Genomic DNA, 12,625 nt, shown 5'->3' on the forward strand with positions numbered 1-12,625 from the left:
TAGATAACAGAGAACCCCAAAAGCTAGATTGTACTCTAACTTTTGGGGTTCTTTATTTGTAGTGTGACTATCTGTAAAAAACTATCTTTTTACAGATAGTCTAGAATACTGGTCGATAAAATTTTTGTACCCATAGCTAAAGATGCTTGATAAGCTGTTTGTTCCATGGTGTACTCCATGAATTTCTCGGCTAGATCAATATCTTGTTTGCCCGAACGCATGGATTCTAAGTTTAGGTTTTCTGATGTATTGCGTTCTTTAGAGGCTTCCAGTCGATTAAAAACAGCTCCATTTTCTGCGCGTTGTGTAACAATATGATCAATATTACTATCTGCTCTTTCAAGTAAGTTCCCTGATAAAGCATCTACATTATCTGTCTTTAAAGCTGTCAGTACATCCGCTAAGAAAATACCCAAGTCATCTGAACCTTCCTCAGTAACTTGCTTATTCATTAGAGCTGAACCGTCTGTTTTGAGTTCAATTTGAACTCCTTGAGCAATTCTTCTAGGTAAATTATCAGACGTTCCTGCATAATCAATACCGGTCATATTTCCCGCTGCATCTTTTGCAATGCTAAAAGGCTTTTCTGTAGTATTCATACCTGAAAAGATGTATTTACCACCAAAGTTTGTATTCAAGGCATCTGTCATCGTTTGAATTTCGGCTTCAACTTCTGCTTTAACAATTTGGCGGTCTCCACTATTCATCGTATCTGTTCCGGCTTGTTGAATCAGCGTACGTATTCTAGATAAAGATTCGGTAACTGAACTATAAGCAGAGTCTTGCATATTTGAAAAATCGATGGAATCTTCAATGGTCGTCATGTATTCTTCATTTTGAATAATACTGTTGTTCAGGTCCATGATTTGTGATACCAACATGGGGTCATCTGAAGGTTTGCTGACTTCTTTTAAAGAAGATAATTGCTGTTGTACCTTAGACAAACGAGTTAAATTATTTTGTAAGCTGCTAAGGAAATTAGAAGACATGTAAGAATCTGTTATGCGCATCGTTCATTATACCCCCGTTCGGTTGATCAAAGTGTCCAGCATTTCAGAAATCGTTGAGATCATTCTGGAATTGGCTTGGAAAGCACTTTGGTGTTGGATCATGCTGGCCACTTCTTCATTGATCGAAACACCTGAAATCGATTGTCGACGTTGATCCAGTAATTGCACTAAATCTTTTTGACTGGCAGCCATGTTATCGGATTGTTGTTTAGAAATCCCGACCTCTGTTACGATGTCGTTGTATCCATTGACAACAGAAGTTCCACCGATTTGGTTTCCAATCGTCATTGTCTCTTCGTCATACTTAAACGTTGTTTCTGAAGAATACACCAATTTCGTGTTTTGTAAATCCGCAATCGCTTGAGCACGTGTACCATCTCCAGCAACAGGATTTTCCAATGATTTGCCAGAGTTTACATTTTTAGGATCTTTGACCAAGTCAGCATTCACAGAAATATTTTTAGCGTAGTTCGTATCTGTGCCTAAATCAAAGAACATTTCTCCGTTCTCTTCTCCGCCACTATGTATCGCATTAACTGCACTAGCAAATGTAAAAGCAAAATCATTCAAGTTTTCTACCTGGTGATTCACTTCTGCTAATGCTTCTTGAGAACCTTTAGCAGATCCACTAGTCAACACAACCTCCTTAGGGTTGTCACCAGCTAAAACGATCTTACCTTCTGGGTTCGGTTCTTTAGCGACAGCCAACTTTTGCATATTGGTTGGCGATAATAAAACATCATCCCCTATGCTTACGGTAGCTTGGCGCATTTCATCAAATTGAACATCAACACCTGCTAAGCCGCTTAACTCACCTAACAAAGCATCTTGTCTATCTAATAAGTCATTAGGTGTTTGACCGCTTGACATAGAATAAGAAATTTGTTTATTCAAAGAGTTCAGTTGTTCTAATTTGCTGTTGAAGTCTTTGACATCTTGTTCAATATTTTTTATAGTACCTGTCTGCAGGCTTTCCAATTGTGTAGACATATGGTTCAATGTATCTGTCATCGTCTCTGAATTTTGCACGACCATTGTTTTAGCCGTTGCGACTTCTGGATTTGATCCAAGATAAGTCCATGAAGCAAATACTTCACTTAAGTTGTTGCTTAAGCCTGTCGTAGAAGGCTCATTAAAGATGGCTTCCAATTGAGCTAAAGCGTCTGATTTCGTATCAAACATTTCAAGGCTGCTGTTCTCATTTCTTAATTGCTCTACAACAGCGTCATCTACCACGCGAATAATTCCTGAAATACGTACACCAGTACCTAATTGACCTACACCCGATTTATTGAAGGGGTTGTTGGTTTCCATAGTGACTTTTTGCTTAGAATAGCCGTCTGTATTAGCATTTGCGACGTTATGACTGATGGTTTGCAATACGGTTTGAGCAGCAGTCATACCTGATGTTGCTGAATTTAAGGATCCAAATAATCCGGACATTTTTCCACCTCTTGTTTCTTTATAGGGATTGATTGATTAAAGTTGCTTGTTCATTGCCTTTGTAATAACCTTTTTTCGAATACGTATTACCAGAACTTTTCACTGTTTGAGTGATCGCCTTCAATACCGTTTCTTGAAATTGCAGGGCTGTTTTAGTCAGCATCAAGTTGGTTTCTTGCAATTGTTTAATTTCAGCTAAAGGCTCTTTTAGTGACGCGTCGTCGAATGCAGTTGGCGTCAGCGTTTCTAAGATTTCTAGAAACGTTTGCTTTTGAGTGACGATTGCGCCTACTTTTTCAGCCTCGTTATGAATCAAAGCCTCTTTTTCGCTTTTCAACAAATCTACAAATTCTGTCAGTAAGTTGAAAACACTCTTTTGTTGGCTCATTCTTCAATACCTTTTCGTTGTTGACCTATCTCAGCAGTCATTTTATCTGCGATCTTTTCTGGTGATACTTCATAGGTACCATTTAAAACAGCTTGTTTGATCGCTTGAACTTTTTCACTAAACACAACATTGTTGTTTGCTTCTGCAACTTGTTTAGCAGCATCAGAGATGTCTACTTTTACAGCATCTTCATTTACCGTTTGCGATTGATCTTGAATTTTTTTATTTTGAGTGTTTTCTTTATTGTAGCGGAGATTATTGTTCACATATTGGTTGTAACCATTATTGATTTTCATTTCTCCAGCTCCTTTCTATTTGTCCATTAGGTTGTTATCTAGTTGATTCGTGTCTTTTATGACTTTCAAAAGTTATATCGGATGATTCTTTTAAATATTAACCCATTTACAGAAATTTATAAACGAAATCTTTTGTGACACATTGACAAACGAGGCAAAAGACAATCAATAAGGTGAGTTACAAGGGCTGAGTTTCATTTACTTCACGACTCGTTGTACTGATTGCAAAAGCTAGAATGGTAATTTAGACCCTTTTTATTCGACCTGTCAGTGTTCCTCAAAGTACTCCACATCAATAGTAATTCTCTATCTGACTTATCACTCCTATTTTAGACCTCACAAGTAAGATAAAAGTTAGTTTCCTGACTTGTGTGGGCGATTTTTCTCCCTACAAGTCAGGTATGGACGTTTAACCTGACTTGTCGCTTCAATTTCGCACTTCACAAGTCAAGTAAAGTTGTTTTTGTTAGTTCTGCTGACAAAATGGATCATCAAATAAAATAAGCCTTGATAAAAAGTATCGCTACTTCTCATCAAGACTTATTTTTTGGTTTCTTCATCATTTAATATTGTTAGAAAGTTTAAGTTGATTAAACACTAACTTCTAGGACTTTCTGGAGGAATCGGGGTTGCTGGTAGCCATGTTAAGGATGCAATGTGAATTATCCAGCATTTGGGGGCCAGCCCTTACGCTGGGTTTGAAGCTTGCAAGCGTGGAGACTCTATGCTCCACGCGCTCCCATGGCTCTCACCCAGCAATCCCGATTCTGGAAGAAAGTTCTGTAGCGAGCTTTGGTTAGTCGCTCGCTAGTTTAAGTGCTTCACGCGTTGTTCTTTACTCAAGATATTCGTAATTCGAATTCCGAAGCTTTCGTTGATGACGACTACTTCGCCTTCAGCGATCAATTTGCCATTGACATAAATTTCCAATGGCTCGTCAGTCATTTTGTTTAATTCAACCACTGAACCTGTTCCTAGTGACAAGATGTCTTTGATCGTTTTGCGGCTTTCGCCTAATACGACGCTGAAATCAAGGGGAACATCCATAATCAAGTCCAAGTTGTTCGTCGCTTTTTCTGAATCTTTGGCGCTTAATTCAGGAAATTGGGGTTTAGATACAGATACTTTTTCAGTTGGTTGTGCAAGTTGTGATTCCACCACTGGAGCTTGTTCCACTTTTGCCGCTTGAGGCTGAGGCCGATCTTGAAGCACTTCAGCTGTATCATTCATCACGAGACTTTCAATCAACTTCACTGTATCCAAAGTAAAGACTTGCATGATCTCACTATGTAAGATACCTTCTACGTCTAAATCAAACGCAATTTTACATACTACTCCTGTATTATTGATCAATTCTTCATGAGCATCCAAATTGTCTTCATTCAGGACGATGACATTTGGCGGTAAAATATCGATGGCCCGTCCTAACATAGTTGCCATGGCTGTAGAAGCTGATCCGATCATTTGATTCATGGCTTCTTTAACGGCGCTCAATTCCAACTCGGTTAATTCTTCCGATTGAACATCTCCGCTTCCGCCCATCATCAAGTCAGCGATCACAGCAGAATCGTTCACATCGATCATCAATAAATTCATTCCTACTAAGCCTTCTTTAAACTCAACCGTAGTTGCTACTTTTGGAGTAGCAGACTCCTCAATGATCTGTTTAAAAGTCGTTGTCGAAACGCGTGGCGTCGTGATCTTAACTTGATGATTTAAATTTGTCGATAAGGTAGTTGCCGCTTGCGACATAGAGATATTTCCGACTTCACCAATAATGTCCAGTTGATCTTTAGTCAACGATTCAACTGGCTCCTCTGCTGAAGCTGAGCTGTTTCCATTTAGCAACATATCGATTTCTTCTTGTGATAATGCTTCACTCATTAGCTTGTTTCTCCTCCAATATTTTCTAGTACTTCAACTGCCAAGTTTTTGCCATGCAATCCAGGTTTCACCAGATAAGAAGGTAAATTCTCAACAGACATTACCAGCGGTTGAGAAGTTTTTCCATCTAATTGAATAATGTCTCCCACTTCCAATTGCAAAAAGTTGTCTAACGTCATTTGTGTTTTTCCAAGCAGTACTTCCGTATTGACTTGGACCGCTTGTAAGTTGTTTTCCAACTTTTCATTGTCCAGATCGCTATTTCCTTTTTCAGTATGGAACCAATTTCGGAAACTTAATTTGTCCAAGATTTTTTCAAAGAAAACATACGGTATGCACAAGTTCATAAATGACTGATTTCCCAACAGGGTTACTGTAAACGTGGTCAATACAACTGGTTCATTTGGCGACATACTTTGCAGCAATTGCGGATTTGTTTCCATCGCTTCTAGTTCAGTATCCAATTCTATGATACCTGCCCATGACGTTTTAAACGCTTTTTTAAAACTTAGAGAAACTTCTTCTAAAATAGCTAATTCGATTTCTGTAAAGCTTTCTTTTTCTAAGAAGTCTTTGCTTTCAATAATTTCTGAACTGCCGCACAACAATTCGATCATCTGCAACGTTACTTGCGGATTCAGTTCTACCACTTGTACCCCTTCTAAAGGATTCGAGTGGAACACGTTCATCCAAGTAAAACGAGGCACAGAATGGATAAACTCTTCAAAACTGACTTGTTCGATAGAAGCCAATTGAAGAGAAACATTATTACGTACTTGAGTAGTCAATTGATTTCCCACGATCTTAGCAAATTCCTCAAAAATCATTGTCAGAGTACTGATGTATTCTTTCGAAAGGCGAACGGGTCGCTTGAAATCATAAGCTTTTATTTTAGGCTTCTCAGCTTCTTCGAGTTCTTCTGAATCGATTTCCCCACTTTGCACGGCTTCCAATAAGGAGTCAATTTCTTGCTGTGATAAGACTTGTTTCACTATTCTCCCTCACTTTTAGGTAATAAAGCTTCCAAGTTAAGAACACTAACGATCTTATCTTTAATAGAAACCACTCCAGAAACTTTTCCTTGAGAGCTGTTGTCTGCAAGTTCAATATCAGCGGCATCTATATTGGTTACTTCTTCCACACTATCCACCATTAAAGCGATTTTCCCTTTTTCAGTCGATAAAATGATGGTCCTATTGTAGCACAAATCTTCTCCTGTGAGATCGGGATACAGCAATTGTTGAAAATTGATCAAAGTTAGGACTTCGCCTCGCAGATTGATCAGTCCTTGTACCCATTCTGGTGCAGTAGGTACAGGAGTCCAAGTTAACTGTTGCGTAATTTCTTCCACATTTTTGGATTCAATGGCATAGTAATTCTCTTTTATCGTAAACATCACAATTTGCATTCTTGTTCAACTCCAATTATTGAGTGACTTTGTCTAACGCTTGGATCACACGTCCTGTATCAAATGGTTTAACAATAAAGTCCAAGGCTCCGGCACGGATAGCGTCCATAACCATTGATTGCTGACCCATCGCACTGCACATCACAACTTTAGCATTGGCGTCAAAGGCTTTGATGCCTTTTAATGCGTCTACTCCGTCCATTTCCGGCATAGTGATGTCCATTGTAACGATATCCGGATTTTCAACTTTGTATTTTTCGATTGCATCGGCACCGTTTTCAGCCTCCGCTACCACAGTGTAACCATTTTTCTCCAAGATATCTTTCAATTTCATGCGCATAAATGCCGCGTCGTCTACAATCAGTACTCGTTTTGTCATTTTTTATTTCCCCTTTCAAACTCCTAATAAACTAAATAATTTCTCTAATACACCGGGTTTTGGAACGAAATACAAAGCTGCTTCCATTCGTTCGCCCATATAATAAAATTCATTTTTTAAAATTAATATCGTGTCATCGTATTGTCCGCTTTCCATATAGACACTACTTACTATGGCGCCAAACATGTCTTGTGTCAATAAAGGAATGGATGTCAATAAGTTAATATCCAACAGTTTTGTTACAGAATTTAAAAATGAATTGACTAAAATGTTGGCCAGCTCTTTTAAGGCCGAGTTGATCATCTCAGGACTAGCTGCTGCATCATCTGGCAACATGATAGAAGCTACGTGATTCATATCCTCTTCCAGCCCCACCAGCAAGAAGATGCCTTCTGCTTGTCCGATCATTCTCGTCATCACTGCATCAACAATCGTTTCTTCTGACATGACTTGTTGATACAAATCATCGTAAGCCAATACTTCAATTACCGGCACTGTCATTTGAACCGGCTTATTGATCAGCTGGGACAAACTGGTGGCCGCATTCCCGCCCCCAATGTTGATCACTTCTTTTAACGCATCTAGCTGTACACTATTAAACTCGGATGGCATTTTGAACACCTTGACTTTCATTGGTGATGGCTGTCACATCTAGAATCAACACGATTTCGCCATTTCCTAGAATAGTAGCTCCTGAATAGCTGGTCACGTTGGCCAATTCTTTCCCTAGATCTTTGATCACGATTTCTTGTTGCTTGATAACATCATCGATCATCAAAGCAAATCGATTCTCTCCTAATTTGACTATAATCAAATAGGGTTCTGGTGTGTCAACTTCTTGAACATTCAGTACATTCGTTAAACGGATGACTGGAGTGGCTCCGCCTTTGGTATAGATTTCTTGTTGATACGTTTGGATGATCTCGCCTGGACCTGGACTCACTACTTTTTCAATAATCCCTTGAGGAATCGCAAATGTACTTTCTCCAACTTTAATCAATAATGAATCGATGATTGATAAGGTCAATGGCAAATTGATTTTAAATGTCGTTCCTTGATTGATCGCACTAATGATTTCTATGTTTCCGCCTAAAGAATGGATTTTTTGTTGCACTACATCCATTCCGACTCCTCTACCAGAAATTCCGGTAACTGTTTTAGCCGTTGAAAAACCTGGATGGAAAATCAAATGCTGCAATTCGATATCGGTAAGTCCTGCAGTAGATATGCCTTTACGTTCAGCACTTTCTTTGATAGCTTGAGGATCTAGTCCTTTTCCGTCATCTCGCACCGTCAATACGACACGATTTCCTTCTTGATAAGCCGCAATTTGGATCAATCCAGCAGAATCTTTTCCAAGTTCTTGACGTCTGTCCGGCATTTCTACTCCATGGTCGGCAGCGTTTCGGATCAAATGGATCAACGGTTCGCCTAACTCGGAAACAACTGTCCGATCCAGCTCCGTTTCTCCGCCATCAATCACTAAATTGAATTTTTTGCCTAAATCATTTCCTAAATCACGAATCATCCTAGGGAAATTCGTCATCACCGTGCTGACGGGCTGCAGACGGATTTTTAATACTAGATCCTGCAATTCAGTCGTGATTCGAGCAAATTGCTCTAACGGTTCATCCATTTCTTTGATGTGGTTATCTTGACTGATACTTTCCAAACGAGTTCGGTAAATCAACAATTCTGACACGGCATTCAAAAAATCGTCCAGTTTAGTGATGTCTACACGAACGGTATGATTGGCATGAACAGCTTTTGCTGTGCTTTTTTTCTTGGTTTCTTTTTTAGTTTCCTTCACTTCTTCTACTGTTTCAACTTCAACTCGTTCTTCTTGAACTTGAATTTCATTTGAAATGATATCACTTTTTTCAAAGTGTTTGACTAAGACATCTTCAATTTCACTGTTGTTCAGCGCAGCTTCTTTGACTGTTTCAGCATTTGCTTGTGTCAACAGCACTACTTTGAAAATAGAACCAAAATCTTCTTTTTCTAGTGTTTCTGGATCTGGTTCAGAATAGAGTACTTCCCCTTGTTGGTCTAATTTGCTCATCACGAGAAATACGCGGGCATTTTTCATCCCACTGGTTTCTTCGATTTTAACCGTTACTACAAAGGCTTGGTAGCCATCTTCAGCCGCACTTTCAATGACTGAGACATCGGATTCATCGATAAAATGCAGTTGAGAATTGAAGTTATCATCTTTTTTTGCAGCTGGTTGGTCAGTAGTTGAAGCAACTGATCCTCCTTCAGAAACTGCGTTCAGACGTCCCACTAGTTCAGCTACGTCTAAATCTCCTTCGCCGCCTTCTCGTAAATCTTCCACAATGGCGGATATAGAATCCAAACAGTCAAAAATAAGTCCAATGGATTGAGAATCTGCTTTGATCGTTTCTTTCTTTAATAAATCAAATACGTTTTCCATTTTATGTGTCAGTTTAGCTAATGAGTCATATCCCATTGTGCCAGCCATTCCTTTTAATGTATGAGCGGAACGGAACATCTCATTCATAATATCTTGATTATCTGGATCATTTTCTAATTCCAACACACAATCATTCAAACTTTGGATATGTGCATCCGATTCTTCGAAAAACAATTCAAGGTATTTACTATTGTCATCCATTGAATCCCCTCCTCGTATAATATATTTGTTCTGTTACTAGATGTGTCTTTCGAGCTTGAGCAAGCGACCTACGCATCCTGGTTTAGTTGAGCTGTGGTCGCTAGACACTCGAGAAAAAGATAAATTCAATTGAGGATAAAGAGCATCCTCATTTGAATTTCCTATTTTCTTGTCGTGTCTATCAAGCGACCTACGCATCCTGGTTTAGTTGAGCTGCGAGGCCTAGCAATTTTGCAAAAAAGATAAATTTTGTTTGGGGTAAAAAATACCCCAATCAAAATTTCCTATTTTTGCTTCATTGCTCCCAAGGCCTCTACGCATCCTGGTTTTTTTGATAGATAAATGATGTTACTTTTGTCAGGTTATATTGTGATGGATTGTAGATGGTTTCGGTAGCTCCTGCAAAGTAGAGTCCTCCGGGTATCAATGACTCGCTTATTTTACGGTAAATATCGTTTTTCACTTCATTTTTGAAGTAGATCATAACATTTCGGCATACGATGACATGATAGTTTTTAGGATAATCATCCGATATCAAGTCATGTCGCTTGAATTCAACGGTATGTTTGATCGAACTGTTAACAGCATACTTTCCCGCTTTTTCCTGAAAGTATTTGTCACGCAAATTGTATTCCAGATTTTTCAATTCATACTCGTTGTAAACTCCAACACGTGCTTTTTGTAAAATGGTTTCATCAATATCTGTAGCCAAAATTTTATTCTGTAATTTAACGTGATGTTTCGCTAAAATCATTGCGATAGAATACGCTTCAGCACCTGTTGAACAAGCTGCACTCCATATTTTCAACGAAGGAAATTTTGGAAGCAATTCATTGATCAGCTGCTCTTCAAACTCCTCAAAAATATCTTTGTTGCGAAAAAAGTCTGTTACGTTGATCGTGATATAGTCTAAAAATTTTTGTTTTGCTTCAGGATTTTTGTTGATGACATCTGCATATTCTTCCAATGTCTCAGCCCCGGCATTTTTCATACTGGTAGCGATCCGTCGCTGCAATTGTGTTTCTTTGTATCCATCTAAATTCAATTTCAGATTTTTAGTTGTCCATTGATAAAAGAATTCATAGTTTAGTTCCATTAGCTCACCTTTATCATTTGATTTAGAATCTCAGAGATCTCTTTTAATCCAATACATTGATCCACTACACCATTTTCGACAGCATTCTTGGGCATCCCGTAAACAACAGAAGTTTCTTCATTTTGTGCAAGGGAATAGCCGCCTGCAGCTTTGATGTCATACAGCCCTTGAGTTCCATCGTATCCCATTCCTGTCAGGATTACGCCTAGTACTTTAGAGCCATATTCTTTCGCTACGGATTCAAATAAAATATCCACCGCCGGGCGAACGCCATGCATTTTAGGTGTAGACAATAAACGGATCGTTTTATTGTCAACTATCATATGGTAATTCCCAGGAGCAATGTATACGGCCCCTTGTTCCACAGGTAAACCATCTACAGCTTCTACAACGGTCACATTTGATTCAGCATTGAGGCGATTAGCGAATGACGCCGTGAAACCTGCCGGCATATGCTGCACCACAAGAACAGGTATTGATAGATCCGCCGGAAAAAGCGGGATCAGCTGCATCAATGCTCTTGGGCCTCCTGTTGAAGCACCGATTGTAATAGCTTCTACTTTTTTGGGGAGGTCTTGATTTGAAAAAACCGTTTTTTCTGAAATTCTTTTCCTTACTGGCGGATTTTTTTTCAGCGGTTTCTCTTTTCGCACCCATTCATTTTTAAACAATGATTTAATACGGTACTCCAATTCTTTTTTAAATTCAGTGGAAGTGTTCTTTAAATCTTGCGGTTTACCGATAAAATCTTCCGCACCACTTTCCAAGGCTTTTATAGTAACGTCTTCTCCACCTTGAGAGCTCATCATGATGATTCGAATCGATGTCTTTTCCTTGATGAGTTTTAAAGCTTCAAACCCACTAAGTCCCGGCATGTTCACATCCATTAAAATGATGTCCGGCTTAAGGGTATCTAATCTGCGGATAGTATCTCTTCCACTTCTAGAAGTACCAATGACTTCTAATCCCGCAGTATCAGAGAGAATATCCGAAAATATTTTTCGCATAAATGGCGAATCATCGACTATAAACACTTTAATACTCATTTCTTCATTCCTTTACCTTTCATAAAATACTAATATCGCGATTCGCATTTCGTACCTTCACTTCGAACTTACCTAGATCCACTATCATCGTTCTTCCTATATTACCGCCTGTATTTTGTCCCAGTAATGGAATTTTCATCTCGTTAAGACTGGCTATGACAGCCTTGATATTTCTCTCACCGATCGATTCGCCTTCTCCTTGGCTGGTAAACTGAAACATGTTGGCTCCACCTGCTATTTTTGCTACCAGCTGATGGTGCTTTGTTTGCTTTCTGATTTCTTCCACCATTTGCGGAAGAGCCAAATCAGCAAATTTTTCTACTTTATAGGGTGGTTTAAACATGGTACTATCCGGCAGCATGACGTGACTCAAACCGCCGACTTTAGTAATGGGATCATAAATCGCAATTCCTACACATGAACCCAATGCAATAGTGATCAACGTATCTGGATAAGTTGCCAATTTATAGTCTGATATTCTTACTTTTATTTCTTCTGACATTCATTGTTCACCACTTCTTTACATGCAGAAGAGGACTCGTTTTCCATCATTAGATTCATTCTGCTTTCTCTTTCGCAAATGTTTCTATAATCGATAACAATTCATCTTCTCCCTCATTTGAAAATAAGTTGTTCACTTCTATGACTGTAATGATCGTGTCTTCTGTTCTAATAATGGCGTGGATGCTTTTCTTTTTCTGTCCATCTGTTTTAGTTTCATTCGAAGACTGGAGTTGCTGATCGTTGAAATCTCGAACAGAAATCACATCATCTACGATCAAACCGATTTTTTGTTTTTTCCAAAAAGCTACAATCACTTTGGTTTGTTCTGTTCGTTGGTATGTTTCATTAAATAATCGTTCGTTCATGTCTACAATAGGAAGAACTTCTTCATTATAATCAATGACTCCTTTAATGTAGCTTGATGTATCTGGAATCAATGTTATATCTTCCAACAACAAAATTCGTTCAGTAGCATCAATATTTATAGCAATTTTTTGATGATTGCACATGAAAATAATGTGCTTTTCCATAGCTTC

The 12,625-nt window shown here is 38.7% G+C and carries 14 protein-coding genes; all 14 read right to left on the reverse strand.

Annotated elements, in window-relative coordinates:
* Positions 1-89: 89 nt before the first annotated feature.
* The 14 genes from flgL to ACEN36_RS06435 all read right to left on the reverse strand — a co-directional run bounded on the left by flgL (position 90) and on the right by ACEN36_RS06435 (position 12,619).
* Positions 90-1,010 (reverse strand): flagellar hook-associated protein FlgL, encoded by a 921-nt coding sequence (gene flgL, locus ACEN36_RS06370; protein ID WP_407126188.1) that lies wholly within the window; start codon positions 1,008-1,010, stop codon positions 90-92.
* 6 nt (positions 1,011-1,016) lie between these two features.
* Positions 1,017-2,453, reverse strand: coding sequence for a flagellar hook-associated protein FlgK (flgK, locus tag ACEN36_RS06375; RefSeq protein ID WP_079650526.1), 1,437 nt, complete (start codon positions 2,451-2,453; stop codon positions 1,017-1,019).
* Between the two features lie 19 nt (positions 2,454-2,472).
* Positions 2,473-2,841 (reverse strand): flagellar motor switch protein, encoded by a 369-nt coding sequence (locus ACEN36_RS06380; RefSeq protein ID WP_407126189.1) that lies wholly within the window; start codon positions 2,839-2,841, stop codon positions 2,473-2,475.
* Positions 2,838-3,137, reverse strand: coding sequence for a flagellar biosynthesis anti-sigma factor FlgM (flgM, locus tag ACEN36_RS06385; RefSeq protein ID WP_079650749.1), 300 nt, complete (start codon positions 3,135-3,137; stop codon positions 2,838-2,840). The genes ACEN36_RS06380 and flgM overlap by 4 nt, the downstream gene beginning before the upstream one ends.
* A gap of 807 nt (positions 3,138-3,944) precedes the next feature.
* Positions 3,945-5,021 carry a flagellar motor switch phosphatase FliY gene (gene fliY / locus ACEN36_RS06390; RefSeq protein ID WP_407126190.1) on the reverse strand — a complete coding sequence of 359 codons (1,077 nt, stop codon included), beginning with the start codon at positions 5,019-5,021 and terminating at the stop codon, positions 3,945-3,947.
* On the reverse strand, positions 5,021-6,013 hold the full coding sequence (gene fliM, locus ACEN36_RS06395; protein WP_407126191.1) for a flagellar motor switch protein FliM: 993 nt from the start codon (positions 6,011-6,013) through the stop codon (positions 5,021-5,023). Before fliM ends, fliY begins: the two co-directional genes overlap by 1 nt.
* Complete coding sequence (locus tag ACEN36_RS06400; protein WP_079650644.1) at positions 6,013-6,429, reverse strand: chemotaxis protein CheW; 417 nt, start codon at positions 6,427-6,429, stop codon at positions 6,013-6,015. The genes fliM and ACEN36_RS06400 overlap by 1 nt, the downstream gene beginning before the upstream one ends.
* A 16-nt stretch (positions 6,430-6,445) precedes the next feature.
* Complete coding sequence (locus tag ACEN36_RS06405; RefSeq protein ID WP_079650646.1) at positions 6,446-6,808, reverse strand: response regulator; 363 nt, start codon at positions 6,806-6,808, stop codon at positions 6,446-6,448.
* Between the two features lie 15 nt (positions 6,809-6,823).
* Complete coding sequence (locus tag ACEN36_RS06410; RefSeq protein WP_407126192.1) at positions 6,824-7,420, reverse strand: chemotaxis protein CheC; 597 nt, start codon at positions 7,418-7,420, stop codon at positions 6,824-6,826.
* Positions 7,404-9,443 carry a chemotaxis protein CheA gene (locus ACEN36_RS06415; protein ID WP_407126193.1) on the reverse strand — a complete coding sequence of 680 codons (2,040 nt, stop codon included), beginning with the start codon at positions 9,441-9,443 and terminating at the stop codon, positions 7,404-7,406. Before ACEN36_RS06415 ends, ACEN36_RS06410 begins: the two co-directional genes overlap by 17 nt.
* 313 nt (positions 9,444-9,756) lie before the next feature.
* Positions 9,757-10,539, reverse strand: coding sequence for a CheR family methyltransferase (locus ACEN36_RS06420; RefSeq protein WP_407126194.1), 783 nt, complete (start codon positions 10,537-10,539; stop codon positions 9,757-9,759).
* Positions 10,539-11,585, reverse strand: a complete 1,047-nt coding sequence (locus ACEN36_RS06425) for a chemotaxis response regulator protein-glutamate methylesterase (RefSeq protein WP_407126195.1) — start codon at positions 11,583-11,585, stop codon at positions 10,539-10,541. Before ACEN36_RS06425 ends, ACEN36_RS06420 begins: the two co-directional genes overlap by 1 nt.
* Positions 11,586-11,604: 19 nt before the next feature.
* Positions 11,605-12,087, reverse strand: coding sequence for a chemotaxis protein CheD (locus tag ACEN36_RS06430; protein ID WP_079650789.1), 483 nt, complete (start codon positions 12,085-12,087; stop codon positions 11,605-11,607).
* 55 nt (positions 12,088-12,142) lie between these two features.
* Positions 12,143-12,619, reverse strand: a complete 477-nt coding sequence (locus ACEN36_RS06435; protein ID WP_079650667.1) for a chemotaxis protein CheW — start codon at positions 12,617-12,619, stop codon at positions 12,143-12,145.
* Positions 12,620-12,625 lie beyond the last annotated feature (6 nt).

The sequence above is a fragment of the Desemzia sp. FAM 23989 genome, assembly GCF_045528345.1.
Classification (GTDB): Bacteria; Bacillota; Bacilli; order Lactobacillales; family Carnobacteriaceae; genus Desemzia.

Bases quoted from the DNA above. Each gene is read 5' to 3' on its own strand.
- ACEN36_RS06400 (WP_079650644.1), bottom strand. From the start codon at position 6,429: ATGCAAATTGTGATGTTTACGATAAAAGAGAATTACTATGCCATTGAA.
- flgK (WP_079650526.1), bottom strand. From the start codon at position 2,453: ATGTCCGGATTATTTGGATCCTTAAATTCAGCAACATCAGGTATGACT.
- ACEN36_RS06435 (WP_079650667.1), bottom strand. From the start codon at position 12,619: ATGGAAAAGCACATTATTTTCATGTGCAATCATCAAAAAATTGCTATA.
- ACEN36_RS06380 (WP_407126189.1), bottom strand. From the start codon at position 2,841: ATGAGCCAACAAAAGAGTGTTTTCAACTTACTGACAGAATTTGTAGAT.
- flgM (WP_079650749.1), bottom strand. From the start codon at position 3,137: ATGAAAATCAATAATGGTTACAACCAATATGTGAACAATAATCTCCGC.
- ACEN36_RS06430 (WP_079650789.1), bottom strand. From the start codon at position 12,087: ATGTCAGAAGAAATAAAAGTAAGAATATCAGACTATAAATTGGCAACT.
- ACEN36_RS06425 (WP_407126195.1), bottom strand. From the start codon at position 11,585: ATGAGTATTAAAGTGTTTATAGTCGATGATTCGCCATTTATGCGAAAA.
- fliY (WP_407126190.1), bottom strand. From the start codon at position 5,021: ATGAGTGAAGCATTATCACAAGAAGAAATCGATATGTTGCTAAATGGA.
- ACEN36_RS06420 (WP_407126194.1), bottom strand. From the start codon at position 10,539: ATGGAACTAAACTATGAATTCTTTTATCAATGGACAACTAAAAATCTG.
- ACEN36_RS06405 (WP_079650646.1), bottom strand. From the start codon at position 6,808: ATGACAAAACGAGTACTGATTGTAGACGACGCGGCATTTATGCGCATG.
- flgL (WP_407126188.1), bottom strand. From the start codon at position 1,010: ATGCGCATAACAGATTCTTACATGTCTTCTAATTTCCTTAGCAGCTTA.
- ACEN36_RS06410 (WP_407126192.1), bottom strand. From the start codon at position 7,420: ATGCCATCCGAGTTTAATAGTGTACAGCTAGATGCGTTAAAAGAAGTG.
- ACEN36_RS06415 (WP_407126193.1), bottom strand. From the start codon at position 9,443: ATGGATGACAATAGTAAATACCTTGAATTGTTTTTCGAAGAATCGGAT.